General features: G+C 64.7%; 17 protein-coding genes. 11 read left to right on the forward strand and 6 right to left on the reverse strand.

Translation table 11 applies throughout. The features are described 5' to 3' along the window. Window positions 1-263: 263 nt before the first annotated feature. The gene (locus B1756_RS19260) at window positions 264-479 is read right to left on the reverse strand and encodes a hypothetical protein (protein ID WP_152031331.1); all 216 of its coding nucleotides are present in this window, start codon (window positions 477-479) and stop codon (window positions 264-266) included. 6 nt (window positions 480-485) lie between these two features. Beyond that, window positions 486-1,154: a GNAT family N-acetyltransferase gene (locus tag B1756_RS16735; RefSeq protein ID WP_086889586.1), complete on the reverse strand. Its 669-nt coding sequence runs from the start codon at window positions 1,152-1,154 to the stop codon at window positions 486-488. Between B1756_RS16735 and B1756_RS16740 the strand changes: the two genes are divergently transcribed. Together B1756_RS16740 and B1756_RS16745 are read left to right on the forward strand one after the other, a co-directional pair. After that, on the forward strand, window positions 1,153-1,905 hold the full coding sequence (locus B1756_RS16740) for an SDR family NAD(P)-dependent oxidoreductase (protein WP_086889587.1): 753 nt from the start codon (window positions 1,153-1,155) through the stop codon (window positions 1,903-1,905). The two genes, B1756_RS16735 and B1756_RS16740, sit on opposite strands and share 2 nt — an antisense overlap. Before the next feature lie 459 nt (window positions 1,906-2,364). Then, complete coding sequence (locus B1756_RS16745; protein WP_086889588.1) at window positions 2,365-2,613, forward strand: hypothetical protein; 249 nt, start codon at window positions 2,365-2,367, stop codon at window positions 2,611-2,613. Window positions 2,614-2,646: 33 nt separating this feature from the next. Here the strand turns inward: B1756_RS16745 and B1756_RS16750 are convergent, their stop codons facing one another. Beyond that, window positions 2,647-3,825 carry a redox-regulated ATPase YchF gene (locus B1756_RS16750; RefSeq protein ID WP_086889589.1) on the reverse strand — a complete coding sequence of 393 codons (1,179 nt, stop codon included), beginning with the start codon at window positions 3,823-3,825 and terminating at the stop codon, window positions 2,647-2,649. A 126-nt stretch (window positions 3,826-3,951) separates the two neighbouring features. Here B1756_RS16750 and B1756_RS16755 point away from each other — a divergent pair, with 126 nt between their 5' ends. The 5 genes from B1756_RS16755 to B1756_RS16770 all read left to right on the forward strand — a co-directional run bounded on the left by B1756_RS16755 (window position 3,952) and on the right by B1756_RS16770 (window position 8,947). Then, a complete protein-coding gene (locus tag B1756_RS16755; RefSeq protein WP_086889590.1) occupies window positions 3,952-5,442 on the forward strand; it encodes a sulfatase in 1,491 nt (496 codons plus the stop codon). Between the two features lie 81 nt (window positions 5,443-5,523). Next, window positions 5,524-6,753: an MFS transporter gene (locus B1756_RS16760; RefSeq protein ID WP_228434402.1), complete on the forward strand. Its 1,230-nt coding sequence runs from the start codon at window positions 5,524-5,526 to the stop codon at window positions 6,751-6,753. Window positions 6,754-6,777: 24 nt separating this feature from the next. Beyond that, the gene (locus B1756_RS16765) at window positions 6,778-7,311 is read left to right on the forward strand and encodes a preprotein translocase subunit SecD family protein (protein ID WP_086889591.1); all 534 of its coding nucleotides are present in this window, start codon (window positions 6,778-6,780) and stop codon (window positions 7,309-7,311) included. Between the two features lie 124 nt (window positions 7,312-7,435). After that, window positions 7,436-7,609: a hypothetical protein gene (locus B1756_RS19465; protein ID WP_161493201.1), complete on the forward strand. Its 174-nt coding sequence runs from the start codon at window positions 7,436-7,438 to the stop codon at window positions 7,607-7,609. Between the two features lie 102 nt (window positions 7,610-7,711). Continuing rightward, complete coding sequence (locus B1756_RS16770; RefSeq protein WP_086889592.1) at window positions 7,712-8,947, forward strand: hypothetical protein; 1,236 nt, start codon at window positions 7,712-7,714, stop codon at window positions 8,945-8,947. 93 nt (window positions 8,948-9,040) lie between these two features. Here the strand turns inward: B1756_RS16770 and B1756_RS16775 are convergent, their stop codons facing one another. After that, window positions 9,041-9,358, reverse strand: a complete 318-nt coding sequence (locus B1756_RS16775; protein ID WP_086889593.1) for a HalOD1 output domain-containing protein — start codon at window positions 9,356-9,358, stop codon at window positions 9,041-9,043. A gap of 318 nt (window positions 9,359-9,676) precedes the next feature. On the opposite strand from B1756_RS16775, the gene katG reads away from it, so the two are divergent. The 3 genes from katG to B1756_RS16790 all read left to right on the forward strand — a co-directional run bounded on the left by katG (window position 9,677) and on the right by B1756_RS16790 (window position 13,201). After that, window positions 9,677-11,821, forward strand: a complete 2,145-nt coding sequence (gene katG, locus B1756_RS16780; RefSeq protein ID WP_086889594.1) for a catalase/peroxidase HPI — start codon at window positions 9,677-9,679, stop codon at window positions 11,819-11,821. A 116-nt stretch (window positions 11,822-11,937) separates the two neighbouring features. Then, window positions 11,938-12,549, forward strand: coding sequence for a DNA-3-methyladenine glycosylase family protein (locus B1756_RS16785; RefSeq protein WP_086889595.1), 612 nt, complete (start codon window positions 11,938-11,940; stop codon window positions 12,547-12,549). A gap of 115 nt (window positions 12,550-12,664) precedes the next feature. Next, window positions 12,665-13,201: a metal-dependent hydrolase gene (locus tag B1756_RS16790; RefSeq protein WP_086889596.1), complete on the forward strand. Its 537-nt coding sequence runs from the start codon at window positions 12,665-12,667 to the stop codon at window positions 13,199-13,201. Here B1756_RS16790 and B1756_RS16795 read toward each other — a convergent pair whose 3' ends face one another. Then, entirely contained in the window at window positions 13,202-15,754 is a 2,553-nt protein-coding gene (locus B1756_RS16795) for a heavy metal translocating P-type ATPase (RefSeq protein ID WP_086889597.1), read from the reverse strand. Between the two features lie 33 nt (window positions 15,755-15,787). Beyond that, a complete protein-coding gene (locus B1756_RS16800; RefSeq protein WP_086889598.1) occupies window positions 15,788-16,555 on the reverse strand; it encodes a helix-turn-helix domain-containing protein in 768 nt (255 codons plus the stop codon). A 126-nt stretch (window positions 16,556-16,681) separates the two neighbouring features. On the opposite strand from B1756_RS16800, the gene B1756_RS16805 reads away from it, so the two are divergent. Then, the gene (locus B1756_RS16805) at window positions 16,682-17,050 is read left to right on the forward strand and encodes a DUF7344 domain-containing protein (protein ID WP_086889599.1); all 369 of its coding nucleotides are present in this window, start codon (window positions 16,682-16,684) and stop codon (window positions 17,048-17,050) included. Window positions 17,051-17,222: the final 172 nt, after the last annotated feature.

Here is a 17,222-nt window from a genome sequence, read left to right on the forward strand (position 1 = left end):
CCGATATGTTGGCAAGGTCAGGTCGGAACGGAGCGGATTCCGAACGACCTTCGGAGGCGGCCTGTCCGCCCATATAACAAGGCAGTATCCGAAAGACAGGTGATGAACACCGCATTCTAGACGAGTGCGGTCGCGTGTCTCTTGTTTCAGCAACCCACGATACCTCTGAGTCTGTTGACGCTGACTCGGTGTTCGCCGGGCAAAAACAACCACGAACGCCGACGACGCCGAGGATAGGAGTAACGGCGGTTTGGCACCGCCAGTCAGCCACCGACCACGACGACTGGGTTAAACGGGTTCCCGAGAAGTGGCGGCGTCCTTGGTTGGAAACCTGAAACTCTCACCGCTCGGGATTCCTCCGCGTGAACGCGGAGGAGGATGTCAATGGCGACCGTTTTCGCGAAAGCAAGTTCCGTGTGGCGTTTCACCACGGCCAAGCAGTTGACTTCCGTCGAGAGGGTGTGGAACCTGAGAGCCAAAGAGCGTCACCTTGTCACTGCACGGGAGAAAATGACTGTCTCGTATGTCGTACCACCCGCTTCGAACTCGCCGGTACTTTCCCGTTCAAAATTGTGCTTTTCGTAGAAGCTCACCCCGATGTCGTTTTGCGGCAACACCTCCAGTGAAACGGTTGTTGCGTCACTGGGCAAACGCTTGACGCCTGTTTCGAGGAGTTCGCTTCCGATACCCCGCCCCCAGTAATCGGGCTGGACATACAGCGACTGTAAAAACGCCTCGTTCGAAGACGTGCGATCGGGTGCGTGTTCACCCACGAGCAACTGGGCAAAGCCGACGATCCCATCTTTATCAGTGACCGCAACGGGGTGGATAGCCTGGTCGTCGTCCACCGTATATTCGAGCCATTCCTGAATCTGGTCGATCGTCGAGGGATCCTCCATAGCATCAATTATTGAATGATCGTCCAGAACGTCGTAATATGCTGAACGACAGGACTGTGCCTGTACCTCGTAGATATCCTTTGCATCACTTGGCGATGCAGAACGGAACTCCATAGTCTCACGCTGTCTACCCGGGAATATAAAATAGGTGTGCCCCTCCCCCAGACGGAGCAGGTAACGAACCACCATGGAGGACATTCTGTTGAAATACGGAGAATAGTTATTGATACAGTGGTGGGACGATACCTCGGCCATGATTGACCTGACTGATCGCGTGGCACTCGTGACTGGCGCAAGCGGTGGTATCGGTGAATCGACAGCGAAGGTTCTTGCAGAGAACGGGGCCGATGTCGTCGTAACCGATGTCGTCGACGGTATCGAAGAAACGGCATCGACCATCGAGGAAACGGGCTCGAAAGCGATCGCCAGCGAGATGGACGTGACTGACGAAGACGAAGTCGAGGCAGTCGTTGAAGCGACTCTCGACGAGCTTGGCCGGTTAGACATTCTTGGGAACGTTGCCGGAATCTTCCCGACACACACGCTCGAGGAAATGACAAAAAACGATTGGGAGCAAGTCATCGATATCAACCTGACCGGGACGTACAATTGCACGCAGGCAGTGTTGCCTGCGATGCGAGAGCAAAACTACGGCCGGATCGTCAACGTTTCGTCGGCTTCAGGTGGGCACATCGGCTGGTCGAATGACCTCGCACACTACGCAGCCAGCAAAGGGGGCGTAATTGGGTTTACAAGGAGCGCCGCTCTCGACGTCGCCCAACACGGGATCACGATGAACGCAATCGTCCCGGGACTCATCGACACCGGCGCGCCACAGTCCGTCGCCGAGGAGGAGGAACTGGAAGCCGGCGTGCAAATGACCGCGTTCGGTCGGATGGGCGAACCGGAAGAAATCGCAAACGCCGTTACGTTCCTCGCCGCAGAGGAAGCCAGCTACATCACGGGCGCAAAACTCGTCGTTGACGGGGGCTATACGCTGGTCTGACGTCTCCCACGAGTGTGACAGAAGAGTCTGGACTCCTCCGGCTCTGTTGAAACACCCGATGGTCGATACAGATGAAACACACCGGAGGTACGCAACTTCCCGACCGAATTCTCGAGCGCGGTATCTCCCCAGACGTCGTGACCGCGAGTGATTAGCAGTGACCAGCACGTGATCGCCAGGGGTCCGATCGGCTCGATTATATCAGCAAATGTTCAATAGATTTAACTCTCGGTGCATGTAATTTCAGAATGGAAGCCACCTCCACTGGGACGCGGGGGCGTGCGGTGAAACGCCCCGGGTGGTGCAACACCCGAGGCCTGGCTTCCACGCGACGAAAGCCATGTTGCAATTCCTCCTCACGAGATATAAACGTCTCGCACGATCAGTGTATCGCCAGCAGACCACCCAGCCACGGCCTCGAGCGTGGCCAGCCCACACCCGGTACCGGAGGGGCCGCCGATGAGCGACGACGTCCCCGAGACCAGAAGCGGCTGTTTCTGGGCCGACGACCCGTTCGAACTCCCGGAGTACGGGCCTGACGTCACGCCCTGCCCGCGCTGTGGCACGCCGATCACTCACGTGACCTCGACCGGCCCGCTCGAGCACGTGGCCATCCCCTGTGGCTGTCCAGCACCGGGTGAACTCCTCGAGCAGTTCATCGATCAGTCCGAACCGGAGCGAGAATACGGCGAAGCCGACTCGAGCTGAGACTGACTCCCGGCTCGAGGTCCTCCTGCGTTATCAATTGGTGCTCACGATCTTGATCACGTCGCCTTCCTCGAGTTCGTAGCTGTCGCTGACTTCCCGGTTCGACTTCGCATCGACGGCGTGGAGGTAGCCCTCGCCGATGTCGGTGTGGACGGCGTAGGCGAGATCGACCGGGGTCGAGCCCCGCGGGAGGAGGTGGGCGTCCGGCAGAACGTTCCCGCTGCCGTCGGACCACTTCGCGGCGTCCTCGACGGGGTACGCAGTAACGTGATCGAGCAACTCGTAGACGGCGTAGTCGAGGGCTGCCTGAACGCCGGTGCCGTCGTGCTCGGCCATCGCCTCCGACAGTCCCTCGAGGGCCTCACGCTGGGCGTCGCTGACGCCGTCGCCGATCTCGAGGGACTCGTCGCCGGGGTCGTAGTCGACGAGGTCGTTCTCGGCGGCCCGGCGCAGAGCGAGTTCGCCCTCGGCCGTCGTGGGAATCACCGGTTTGTCGAGCGAGCGGAGTTTCTCGACGTGTTCTGCGGGGGCGACGTCGATCTTGTTCGCCGCGACGACGATCGGCTTGGTCTTCTGGCGGACCGACCGGGCGAGTTCCTCGCGGAGGTCGTCGTCCCACTGGATCGGGTCCTCGGGGTACTCGAGGTCTCTGAGGACGGTCGCGATCTGGGTCGGTGAAGCGCCAAACCCGGAGAGCATCTCCGCCAGCGATTCGTCGATATCGAAGTCTGGTGAGCGGGACTTGCGTTCGATCGACTCCCAGTTTCGCTCGACGACGTCGGCGAGCCAGAGGTCCATCTCCGCTTCGACGAAGTCGATGTCTTCCATCGGGTCGTGTTCGCCGATCTCGACGGGTTCGCCCTCCTCGTTGGTGCCGCCGGAGGCGTCGATCACGTTGACGATTACGTCGGCGTTGGTGAGTTCGTCGAGGAACTGGTTGCCCAGTCCCTTCCCCTCGTGGGCACCCGGAACCAGTCCGGCGACGTCGAGCAATTCGATCGGGACGTACCGCTTGCCGTCTTCGCAGTTGTCGGCGTTGCACCGCTGCTCGCGCTCGAGGCAGGGGCACTCGGTGCGAACGTAACTCACCCCCCGGTTGGCGTCGATCGTCGTGAACGGGTAGTTCGCGACGTCGACTTCGGCCATCGTCGCCGCGGTGTAGAACGTGGACTTGCCGGCGTTTGGCTTCCCGGCAAGTGCGATCGAGAGCATGCGTACGGCTACCGCAGTCTCGAGGAATTACCTTTCGATTCCGTCGGTCTCGTCCGGGCAGTTTCTGAACTGCCTGCACACTCCGGGCCGGTGACCATGCTCGCATACGGCGGACGTGTTCCAGTCATGGCGGGTACCAACGGACGTGATCCAGAATCACATGGAACAGTTCGGAACGTGGTCGTGGTCGTCTTCGACACGGCTCGAGCGGTCAGCGTGAATCCCGAGACGACGCCCACGCTCTGTGAACTCGGCGCGTCGGGGACGACCGTCGAGAACGCGTTCGCGGCGGCGCCGTGGACGCTTCCCTCCCACGCGTCGATTTTCACGGGGACGTACCCCTCGGAACACGGCACCCACGGTGGGAACCTCCATCTCGACTCGAGTTTGCGAACCCTGCCGGAGGCGTTCGCGGACGCAGGCTACGAGACCGTCGGTATTTCGAACAATACCTGGATCACCGAGGAGTTCGGGTTCGACCGGGGCTTCGATGAACTTCGCAAGGGCTGGCAGTACCTCCAGTCCGACGCCGACATGGGCGCGGTCGTCCGGGGGGAGGATCTCCGGGAGAAACTCGCGGCGACCCGCCGTCGGCTCTTCGACGGTAATCCCGTCGTCAACGCGGCGAACATCCTCTACAGCGAGGTGTTCCAGCCGGCGGGCGACGACGGCGCTGCCAGAACGACCGAGTGGGTCACAGACTGGCTCCGCACCCGCGAGGCCGACCGTCCGTTCTTCCTCTTCTGTAACTACATCGAACCACACGTCGAGTACGATCCACCGCAGGAGTACGCAGAACGATTCCTTCCAGACGACGCGAGCTACGAGGACGCGACCGCGATCAGGCAAGATCCGCGCGCGTACGATTGCGACGACTACGAAATCACAGACCGGGAGTTCGACCTCCTCCGGGGCCTCTACCGCGCCGAACTCGCCTACGTCGACGACCAGCTGGGCGCGCTCAGAACGGCTCTCGAGGACGCCAGTGAGTGGGGAGAAACCCTCTTCGTGGTCTGTGGAGATCACGGCGAACACGTCGGCGAACACGGCTTCTTCGGCCACCAGTACAACCTCTACGACACCCTGTTGCACGTCCCGCTCGTGATCCACGGCGGCCCGTTCACTGACGGCGGCCGTCGGACGGATCTCGTCCAGTTGCTCGACCTCCCGGAGACGCTGCTCGAGACGGCCGGGATCGAAGACCAGCCGCTTCGCGACCAGTCGTCGGGCCAGTCACTTCACCCCGACGCGTCCCACAGCGAGCGCGAGGCCGTCTTTGCCGAGTACGTTACCCCACAACCGTCGATCGAACGGCTCGAGGCCCGCTTCGGCGAGTTGCCCGACCGCGTCTACGAGTTCGATCGACAGCTCCGGGCCGTCAGGACGAGCGATTACAAGTACGTCTGCGGCGACGACGGCTTCGAGCGCCTCCACCGCATCTCCAGCGATCCGGACGAACGGGTCGACGTCGCCGACGGGGAACCGGAGGCGGTTCGCGAACTGCGCGCACGGATCGAGGAGCGATTTGGCACGTTCGACCGGATCACTGCGGGCGACGCGACCGCCGGAATGCGCGAGGGGACCAAAGAACGACTGGCCGACCTCGGGTATCTCTGACCGACCGACGCGCCCGAGAGCCGCTCGACGCGCCTGCCGCTTTGCCCGTGCTTATCCGTGTGAGACGAAATCCTCCGGACAGTGACGAGTCGGCGACGCGCGTACGGACTGGTGGTGGCGGGGACGTTCAGTTACACCGCCCTGATGTTCGTCTGGTTCTCCCTGCCGGCGTACCTCTCGACGATCATCACGGAGGTCGGCCTCTCGAGCACGCAGGCGGGTGTTCTCGCGGGTGCCGTGCCGCTGACGTACATCCCGCTGGCGCTGTTTTCCGGGCTGGTCGTCGACCGGATCGGTCCCGGGAGAATCATCGGTGTCGGGGTCGTGATCTACGGACTCGCACAGATCGGCCGGAGCGTCGCGGGCGACTTCCCGACGTTACTCGCGACGACGCTCCTGATCGGCGTCGGGGCGACGACTATCACCTTCGGACTCCCGAAACTCGTCTCCGAACTGTTCCCGCCGGATCAGACCGGTCGCCCCTCGGCCATCTACCTCGTCGGGGCTTCGGCGGGATCGGCGCTGGTCTTCGCCGTCGGCCGTCCCGTTATCGGCCCAGCGCTCGGAGGGTGGCGACCGCTGTTCTTCTGGAGCGGCGTCGTCGCCGTCGTCTACGGGCTGTGCTGGCTCGCCGTGGCGCTGTGGACGGGAATCGACGACCACACCAGCGACGCCGGCGACTCCTTCGCCCTCGAGTCGGTACTCGCCGATCTCCGGGTTGTGCTCACCCACCGGGACCTCCAGCTCGTGGTCGTCGTCGGGACGATGTACCTCCTGTTGAGCCACGGTGTGCAGGGCTGGCTCCCGACGATCCTCGAGGCACGGGGGCTCGAGCCAGCGCTGGCCGGACAGGCGACGAGTCTGTTCGTCGCAGCCTACGTCGTCGGCATCCTCACCGTGCCGGAACTGGCCGACCGGTATCAGGCCCGAACCGTCGCCATCGTCGGCTGTGGCGCCGTCGTATTCGTCGGCATGGCAGGCGTCCTCCTCGGCGGGACCAGTCCGCTGCTCGCGGTCGCTATCGTCGTCGCCGGACTGGGCGGAGGTGGAATCTCGCCGCTCGTCCGGGCGATACCGCCGGCACTCGAGGGCATCGGTGCCCGCCTGACCGGTACGGCAGTCGGCTTCATCTTCGCGGTCGGCGAGATCGGCGGCTTCTTCGGCCCGATGCTGGTCGGCGTCTTCCACGACGTAACTGGCTCGTTCGTTCCCGGGCTCCTCATGCTCTCGGCTGCGGGGATCGTCGTCGCGCTCGCCGGTGCGACACTCCATCGTCGAACTGAATCGCGGGCTGCAGTCACGGACAGTTAAGGTCCCTGACTCGAATCGTGACGCATGGTCTCCCGACGATCACTGCTTGCCACCGGCGGCCTCGCTCTCACCTGCACCGCAGGGTGTCTCGATTTCGGCGACGAAACGGCTGACCCGGCCGACGACGATGCCAGCGACGACACCGACGGCGAGACGGCACTCGAGGCTCGCGATCCCGACGCCCCGCTCGTGACCACGATCGATCCGGAAGCGGCGGTCGACGACGACGTGGACGCCGAGGAAATCGTCCTCGCGACCTACGGCGACGTCGTGGACGTTGGATCGATGGACCACGACGACGCGGTCGGCCATTACGTCCCCGTCGAACTGACCGACGACGCCGCCGAGTCATTCGTCGACCGCCTCGAGTCCTTCGGCGGCCTCGAGCGGCCGATGGACGTCGAGTTGACCGTTCACGTCGACGACGAGGGAATCGGCTCGTACCTCCTCGGCCAGGACTTCGCCCAGTCGATGGCAGACGGCGAGTGGGACGGGTCGTTCACCGTCGTCGCCGACGACGAGTCACAGCTCGAGGACGTCCTCGAGCAGTTCGAGTAGCCGCTTCCCAGATACCGCCAGTTCGAGACGGCGGCCGTGTTGCTGGGACGGCCGATACCCTCGAGTTGCGGGGCCGGTCGACCGCGAGCCGTGCATTCATGGTCGTCGCCGCGAACGCTCGAGTATGGAACGAGACGTGTGGCTGATCGGTGCCGGCGTGTTCGGCCTGCTGGCAGGGCTCTGGGGTGTCGTTTTCTACGAACCGTACGCGGCGATCTGGCCGTTCAGCGCTGGCGTCGCCGCCTTCGGACTGGGAAGTCTGGTCGCCGGCGGCCTCCAGCGAGTCGGCGTCTACTGAGAAGCGTCAGTTCTCGAATCGCGATCCCTGCGCCGCCGGCGACGTCGATGGCCAGCGAACTGTCGCCGCAAGCATCATATTCCGGGTGTCCCATTCGAGCACATGGGGACGGCAGCGGCGTCGCTCTCGGAACCGGCGGTGCTCGCACACACCAAGCGGCGGCTCTTCGCTGACGACGAGCGCACGTACGCCGTCGCGGACACCCAGTTCGCCACGGAACGGTGGCTCGAGGATCAGCCGGTCGCCACGGAGATCCGGGAGGTGCTCGCCCCGTTCAACCACGTTCGCGTCGGAAGCGGCTATCCCGACCTCGTCGGCGTCGGTCGCCTCGAGTCTGACCTGCTCTCGGTCGAACGACTGGGCGAGGAGCCGCCACTCGTCGTCGTCGAGGCCAAAGGCTACGCGAGCGGGGGCGTCGACACTCGCCGGGGGATCGTCCAGGCCCACGATCGACTCCACGAGGCGAACGCGGCTTACCTCGCTGCGCCCGCTCCAGCGATCACCGAGGCGGATCGGACGCTCGCGCGCGAACTCAACGTCGGCGTCCTCGGCGTCGACGCAGACGGCGAAGTGACGCCGCTCGAGGTGCCGCGTCTCGTCGGCAACCGGACGACGACCGAAGCGAACGCGATCAGGTTTCAGGCGAGCGCACAGGGCGTAACCGATCAGTCCTTCAGCCTCAATCACCCCAAGAATTACCTCGGCTACCCGCTGGCCGCGTACGCTGACGGGGATACGACCGACCTCCTGTCGAGGTACAGCGTAGTGAGTGCCGTCGAATCCGCCAGACGTGGCGCTGCCTTTCTCGGGCTCGTCGAGGACGGTCCGCAGGAACGACTGACGCCGCTCGGACAGGAGGTCGTCCGATTCGCGCTCGCACGCTGTGGTTCCGTCGAGGCCGCCCTCGAGGAGTTCGCCGACTGGTATCGCTCGCCGAAACGGTTCGTCGACCTCGCCCCGGCGTGGGGACGGCTCGCGCGACGAGTCGTCTTCGCGTATCCCGCGACGGAGCTCATCGTCACCGAACTGCAGACGATGCACGACGACTGGATCGACGAGCCGACGCTCGTCGACCTGCTCGAGCACCTTCACGAACTCCACCCGACGTTCGCGGTCGAACTGTTTCTGAGGGGCGACGAGGCCGTCCGACGCCGTGTGCTCAGGAGTGATGGCGGTCTCCGGCGATCGGAACTCGAGGACGGGACGATTTACCACGCACCGACGGTCTTCCAGCTGAAGGCGATGTGCTATCACACGGGCATCCTCACCGACCGCGGCGCCGAGCCCCACCGACTCGAGCCGACCGAAGACGTCTGGGCGCTGCGAGAACCGTTGTGACGGCCACTGCTGACGCTCGGCGGGAGTGGTATGTTCACTCGGGGAAAGCCGACGCTCGAGGAGACGGTCGTCGAACGGGGTGGAGAAGGTTCCCTAGAGCGACGGTTCGCCGCCGGTGGTGGTATTCGGCCCCGTGGCCGGCGTCGCGGCGTCGTCGATCGTGACCGCGAGTTCGTCTCCGACAGACCGGAGCGTGACGACGCGACCGCAGTAGGTAAACTCGAGACTCGTGAAACCGGGTGCCGCACAGGCCGAATCCAGGACGTCAGGGTCGATGGTGTCGTAGAGCGGGTCGAGGTCGAGCGGATCGACGCCCTCGAGGCGTGCACAGCGTTCGATAACGACCATGCTTGGCCGCCGGTCTTCCGAGACGGTCTCAGTCACGGCCTTCGTACCCGTGGTTGCATCCATACATGTGTACGTCGGGGCTGTCCAATATGAAGATGTTCCAATTTTACACCTTCCGTGAGATAGAGAACTGAACGGTTTCTCAAGACGACCTGAAATCCGGACAATTGTACAGGTCAAATACACGACCCGATCGCGGTAAGACCCCGGAAACAGCGACCGAAGCCCCCAGAGAGGAAGGTCCCGACGTATCGCGGGTGAATTCGTGGCGGAAACCCCACCGAGAAAAATTAGGGAATGGGAAAGATTGCTTCGTCGTGAAGGAAGACTTCCTTTCCGAAGTAGACAATCTTAATAGGGAAAAGTGGTAATCGTCTATCGATGACTGGGTCAAACCACGACTGGTGGCCTGAGCAGCTGAACCTGAAGATCCTCGACCAGAACGGTCGTCCCGTCGATCCGCGAGACGACGACTTCGACTACGCCGAGGAGTTCGAGAAACTCGACCTCGACGAGGTGAAAGCGGACATCGAGGATGTTCTGACGACGTCCCAGGACTGGTGGCCGGCCGACTACGGCCACTACGGGCCGCTCATCATCCGGATGGCGTGGCACAGCGCAGGTACGTACCGCACCACCGACGGCCGCGGTGGCGCGACTGGCGGTCGACAGCGCTTTGCGCCCCTCAACAGCTGGCCGGACAACGTCAACCTCGACAAGGCACGTCGGGTGCTCTGGCCGGTCAAGCAGAAGTACGGCCGGAGCCTCTCGTGGGCCGACCTGCTCGTTCTCGCGGGTAACGTCGCCCTCGAGTCGATGGGCTTCGAGACCTACGGGTTCGCTGGCGGCCGCGAGGACGACTTCGAGCCCGACGAAGGCGTCGACTGGGGTCCCGAAGAGGAGTGGCTCGGGAGCGAGCGCCACGACGACGAGGGAGAGCTCGAGGGCGACCTCGCCGCAGACCACATGGGTCTGATCTACGTGAACCCGGAAGGGCCGGGCGGTGATCCGGACCCAGAAAAGTCGGCGGAGTACATCCGGCAGTCGTTCGGCCGCATGGCCATGAACGACGAGGAGACAGTCGCGCTCATCGCTGGCGGACACGAGTTCGGGAAAGTTCACGGCGCGGCCCCCGACGACAACCTCGGGCCGGACCCAGAGGGCGCCCCCATCGAGCAGCAGGGCCTCGGCTGGGAGAACGAGTACGGCAGTGGGAAAGGCGACGACACGATCACCAGCGGGCTCGAGGGGCCGTGGACCGAGTCGCCGATCGAGTGGAACCACGACTTTCTCGAGAACCTGTTCGAGTACGAGTGGGAACTCGACGAGAGTCCCGCCGGTGCCTACCAGTGGTCGCCGGTCGACGAAGAGGCACAGGACGCGGCACCGGCCGCCCACGACCCCGAGGGCAGCCAGACGCCGATGATGCTCACGACGGACCTCGCGCTGAAGAAGGATCCGGACTACCGTGAGATCGCCGAACGGTTCTACGAGAACCCCGAGGAACTCGAGGAGGCCTTCGCGAAGGCCTGGTTCAAGCTCATTCACCGCGACATGGGCCCGAAGGAGCGATACCTCGGTCCCGAGGTGCCCGAGGAGGACTTCCTCTGGCAGGACCCCATCCCCGACGCCGATTACGAACTCGTCGGCGAGGCAGAGATCGACGAACTCAAAGACGAGATCCTCGCGTCGGAGCTTTCGATCTCCCAGCTGGTCAAGACCGCCTGGGCGTCGGCCTCGACCTACCGCGACAGCGACAAGCGCGGTGGCGCAAACGGTGGGCGCATCCGCCTCGAGCCCCAGAAGAACTGGGAGGTCAACGAGCCCGAAGAGCTGGCGACCGTGCTCTCGACGCTCGAGGAGATTCAGTCCGAGTTCAACGGCTCCCGGTCGGACGACGTCAGAATCTCGCTGGCCGACCTCATCGTCCTTGGCGGCTGTGCGGCCGTCGAACAGGCTGCGGCGGATGCCGGCTACGACGTGGACGTGCCGTTCGAGCCGGGGCGCACCGACGCGACTCAGGAACAGACCGACGTCGAGTCCTTCGAGTGGCTCGAGCCGGACGCCGATGGCTTCCGCAACTACTTCACCGAGGGTGACGTGATGGACCGCTCGGCGGAGGAACTGCTTGTCGACAGGGCAGACCTGCTCGACCTGACGGCCCCCGAGATGACCGCTCTCGTCGGTGGCATGCGTGCCCTCGACGCGAACTACCAGAACTCGGACCTCGGCGTCTTCACCGACGAGCCCGAGACGCTGAACAACGACTTCTTCGAGACCGTCCTCGACATGGGCTACGAGTGGGACGCAGCCGACGAGGACGAACTGGTCTTCGAGCTTCGCGACCGCGAGACCGGCGACGTCGAGTACGAGGCCTCCCGCGTCGACCTGGTCTTCGGATCGAACTCCCGACTTCGCGCCATCGCCGAAGTCTACGGGGCTGCAGACGGTGAAGAGCAGTTCGTCCAGGACTTCGTCGACGCCTGGCACAAGGTGATGATGCTCGACCGGTTCGACCTCGAGTAATCTCTCCCGCACCACCCCGTCCGGCCACGACGACCGAACCGATCCGTTTTTTCGCCCGTTTCGAACGACCTCGAGCAACGAGCTTTTGCTCTCTCGCACCCACCCTATCGATCCGAATGCCGGTCGAACCAGACGCGAGCGCCGACGACCCCCACACCGTCCTCCGAACCGATCCCGTGATGGCCGACCTGCTCGAGCGCCACGACCTCGAGCCACTCGATCCCGAAGTCGACGAGTTCGAACGGCTCTGCGTCTCGATCGTCAACCAGCAGCTCTCGACGGCCAGCGCGACCGCTGTCCGAAAGCGCGTCTGGGACGTCCTCGACGACACCGTCACTCCCGAGCGAGTACTCGAGGCGTCGACCGACGAACTTCGGGAGGCCGGCCTCTCGAGGACGAAAGTCGAGTACGTGAGGAACGTCGCCAGCGCGTTTCAGGAGCGCGACCTGACTCGAGCGGGGCTCGCCGATAGGTCGAACGAGAGCGTGATCGACGAACTGACCCGGATCAGGGGCGTCGGCCGGTGGACGGCGAATATGTACTGCATCTTCGTCCTCCAGCGGCCCGACGTGCTCCCGCTCGGCGACCTCGCCGTCCGTCGCGGGATCGAGCAACTGTACAACGACGGCGACGATCTATCGCGAGCCGAGATGCAACAGATCGCAGCGCCCTGGCGGCCCTATCGCAGTCTCGCGACACGGTACGTCTGGGCCGAGTACGAGTCCTGAAATCGACTGGCGTCCAGCGTTGGTCGAGAGTGGAGTCGACACCGACACAGACACACGCCAGACTGGACGAGACTGGCCCCGTCGCTTTTCGACCTCGAGACCGTAGCACCGACCGATGCAACCGGTCGTTCACCTGGCGGTCGGCTACCTGTGCTACGCCGGGTACTCCCGGGCGAGAACGGGGAGCGCCCCCGCGGAACTGCCGGCGCTCGTCGCGGTTGTCGGTGCGGCACTCCCCGACCTCATCGACAAGCCACTGGCGTTCGCGGGCATCGTCGACGTCGGGCGGACGATCGGTCACTCGCTGTTGTTCGCACTCCCGCTGGTCGTCGCCGTCTGGGTCCTCGCTCGAGCGTGGAACCGCGAGCTCCTCGGCGTCGCGTTCGCCATCGGCTACCTCTCGCACATCACGACCGACGTGCCGTGGCACGTCGTCTCGGGCGACTACCACGAACTCGGCTTTCTGCTGTGGCCGATCACGCCGATGCCGGAGTACACCGGCACGAAATCGCTTGGAACCGTCGCCGGCCTCGAGGTCACGACGCTCTGGCTCGAGGCCGTCATCCTCGTCGCTGGCGTCGCGCTCTGGTGGGTCGACGGCCGACCGGGACTCGAGCCGATCCGTCGCCGGTTCAGAGCGTCCCGACGGTGATCACTCCTCGTGTGTGGGCGGCGTCTCGGGTTCGACGTTCGCCAGCCGCATCGCGTTCCCGGTCACGCCGAGGCTCATCCCCATGTCGCCGATGACGACCGCGTGGATGACCGTCACGATCCCCACCGGGGCACCCGCCGCGAGGACGGCCTTGACCGCCAGACTCGACCAGATGTTCTGGCGGATCACGCCGTTTGCCTTCTCCGAGAGTTCGAAGAGGTACGGGAGGCGCGTGAGGTCGTCGCCCATCAGCGCGACGTCGGCCGTCTCGAGTGCGGTGTCGGTCCCCGCCGCGCCCATGGCGATGCCGACGGTGGCGGTCGCGAGCGCGGGCGCGTCGTTGATACCGTCGCCGACCATGGCGACGTGGCCTCCGTCGCCGGCGTCGCCCTCGAGTCGGCGGATCCACTGGAGTTTCTCCTCCGGCAGGAGTTCGGCGTGGTACTCGTCGATGCCGACCGTCTCGGCGATGGCGCGGGCGGTGCCCTCGTTGTCGCCGGTGAGCATCACGACGCGGACGCCCTGCTCCTGGACCCGCGAGATAGCCCACGCGGCCTCGGGGCGAACCTCGTCGGCGACGCCGATCACGCCGATCGGTCGGTCCTCGGTGCCGACAACCACGACGGTCTTGCCCTGTGCTTCGAGGTCCGGGACGACGCTCTCGAGGACGTCGAGACAATCCGCTCGGCTACACTGGGGTGTCGTCTCGTAGCCCATCGCCGCCAGCGAGACGCCGCCGTCGGTCGTCGCGTGGACGTGCGCCAGATCCGCGAGGCCGTCGAACAGGTCTGGTTTGCCGACGTACCAGGTGTCGCCGTCGACGTCGGCACGGACGCCCTCGCCGGCCAGCGCCTCGAAGTTCGAGACTGCGAGGTCGCTGGCGGTGCCGTGTTCGTCACCGTCATCGGCGCCAACATCCTGCTCGTCGGCGTAGCCGACGATCGCCCGACCGACCGGGTGTTCGCTGCGTCGCTCGACGGCGCCTGCCAGTTCCAGCACCTCCTCCTCGTCGGCCCCCTCGAGCGGGATCACGTCGGTCACCGAGAGGTCGCCCTCGGTGAGCGTCCCCGTCTTGTCGACCGCGAGGACGTCGGTCTCGCCCGCGGCCTCGAGGTGACGGCCGCCCTTGACGAGGACGCCGTTTCGCGCGGCGCTGGTGATCCCCGAGACGACGCTAACCGGCGTCGAGATGACGAGTGCACACGGACAGGCGATCACGAGGAGCGTCAACCCGACGAGGAACCAGTAGCTCCACGACCCGCCGAAGACGAGCGGTGGGACCACCACGAACGCGGCGGCGAGGACGACCACGATCGGCGTGTAGACGCTGGCGAAGCGATCGATGAACTGCTCTCGGTCGGTCTTCTCACGTTCGGCGTCTTCGACCAGCTGGACGATTCGGGCGATCGTCGACTCCGCCGCCGGCGAGTCGACCGTAACCTCGAGGTAGCCGGAGTCGGCGATCGTCCCGGCGTAGACCTCGTCGCCTGCCGTTTTGTCGACGGGGACGCTCTCGCCGGTGATCGGCGACTGGTCGACGGCGCTCTCACCGTCCCGCACGGTGCCGTCCGCGGGGATCTTCTCACCGGGTCGGACGACAACGCGGTCACCGATCTCGAGCTCGGAGACGGGGACCGTCTCTTCGCTGCCGTCTCCGTGTGTGACCGTCGCGGTCTCCGGCGAGAGGTCCATGAGCTCCCGGAGAGAGTCACGCGCGCGGTCCATCGAGAACCGCTCGAGTAACTCGGCGACCGAGAAGAGGACGGCGAGAAGCGCCCCTTCTTTCGGGTGGTGGGCGACGACCGATGCGACGATCCCGATGGTCATCAGGAAGTCGATGTCCAGACTGCGGTTGCGGGCCGAGTAGTAGCCGTTGCGCAATATGGGCGCGCCGGCGATCGCGGCGGCGATGACGAACAGGACGTGCGAGAGCGCGTACTCACGGCCGAGGGCGGTCGCGAGCGTCGGATCGAGCCCCGGGAAGACGAACTCGAGTGCGAGTCCGATGGCCACGAGGACACCCCCGAGAGCCGTCCCACCGCCACGAGGTGTCGCCCACACCGCGCGAGCCCGGGCCACCGGCTCGTCGGTGCTATCCTCGAGCGAGTGTGCCTCGTATCCCGCCGATTCGATCGCGTTCCGAACCGTGTCGGCGTCGACGTCACCGTCTCCCGTGACCGTCACACGTCCGGACGTGGGACGCGTCTCGATCGTCTCGACCCCGTCGACGCCCTCGAGGGCGTTCTCGACCTTCGTGGCACACGAGGCACAGTCCATCCCGGGGACCGAAAACGTCCGTTCGCCGTCTTCGTCTGCAACCTCGTAGCCCGCTGCGCGAACGCGCTCGCGGATCGCCGCGTCGCTGGTCGCGGTGGGGTCGTAGGTCACCGCGAGGCGCCCGCTCGTCACGCGGGGCTCGATGGCCTCGATTCCCTCGAGTCGGTCGACGCTCCGCTCTACTTTGCCCGCACAGGAGGGACAGTCCATCTCGGGGACCGAGAGCGTGAGCGTCCGTCCCTGCTCGCCTGACTCGTCGACACCGACATCGCTCATTGCTCACTCGTACGACCCCGATCGTGATACGCCTTATTTGGCGTGCGCCAACTCACTCGCCACGATCGCCTCGAGCGACTCGTCGGCCTCGACGTAGGTCCGTGCGAGCGTCGCCTCGGCGCGCCGGAGACGGTACGAAAGGGTCGAGCGTGGAATTGCAAGCCGGTCGGCAAGGTCGCCGAGTTCGACCTCTCGCGGGGTCTCGTAGTAGCCGTGTTCGACGGCCGCCCGGAGCGCCTCGCGCTGTTCGGCGGGCAGGGCCGGTCCGGTGCCGGAATCGACGTCGTTCCGGTCGGGATCCAGTTCGGTCAGTCGGAGGACCTCCATTCCGGTGCAGGCGTCGACCTCGCGTCCGAGTGCGTCGAAGAACTCGTGGACGGGCGCTTCGCTCCCGAGGACGATCCGCCACCGGTATCGGCGACCCTCCCGGTAGGTCTCGAACAACAACCCCTCACCCAGTTGTTCGAGAGCGACGTGGGGAACCGAGGTACAGACGTCGGTCCGGTCCCAGTAGGTGTAGACGACCAGCGCGTCACTCGAGCGATCGAGCACCTGTACCTCGCAGTCGGCCCCACAGTCGTCTTTCACGAGACAGTCAGCGTAATAGTCTGCCGTCTCGTACGCTTCCTCGAGTTCTGCGAGCGCCTCCGAGGGCCCCTCGGCGTGATCGACCCGCCAGAGACTATCGGCGGTGACGTGACACGATAGCGAGCGGATCGACGCCCCCGGGTGCTCGGCGAGTACGTCGGCAACCGGATTCGTTTCCGGCTCGTACTCGAGGGCGAAGACGAACTCTCTCATGGTCGGAGACAGGGGATGAACCGATAAAGGCGTTCCCGACCACGGGCCGGCACTGACACCCCGACATGCGACGGGACCAATCTGTTTTGGCGGCAGGTATAGGACTACCCGGGTTCAGGTACTGGTATGACCCAGTCGAAGAGCGCCCGCATGGAAGCGGCCTGTTCGTTACTTGCGGCGCCAGAACGTCGCTATCTCCTCTATCAGCTCGCCGATCGCGGAGACGCCCCTCTCGACGACCTCGTGACCCAGATCGCCGCCTGGGAAGACGAGTCGACCCCGGGCAGCGTCGAACGCGAGACGCGACAGCGCGTCTACGTCTCGCTGGTCCACAACCACCTTCCGCGACTGGCCGACTACGACATCGTCGACTACGATCTGCGCAGCGGCGACGTCGTCCTCACCGACGGCTACGCAGACGTCGAACCGCTGCTCGAGCAGTTCCGCCAGACCGAGTCGATCGACGAGATCCGCGACCTGCCGGCACTCTGTTGAGTCCGACGATTCAATTTTGATCTCCACCGGTTGCTGCGGTGGCAGACGTAGTTCTGTCACACTCGAGGCAGCGAGCTGGCGTTGTGCTGGCGGCACGCTATCGGCGTCACAGCAAATAGACGATCAATATATAAAAACTGAAACTCCCGCAGTGTGAAATTAATAGCGATTC

This window comes from Natrarchaeobaculum aegyptiacum (genome assembly GCF_002156705.1).
Lineage (GTDB): Archaea > Halobacteriota > Halobacteria > Halobacteriales > Natrialbaceae > Natrarchaeobaculum > Natrarchaeobaculum aegyptiacum.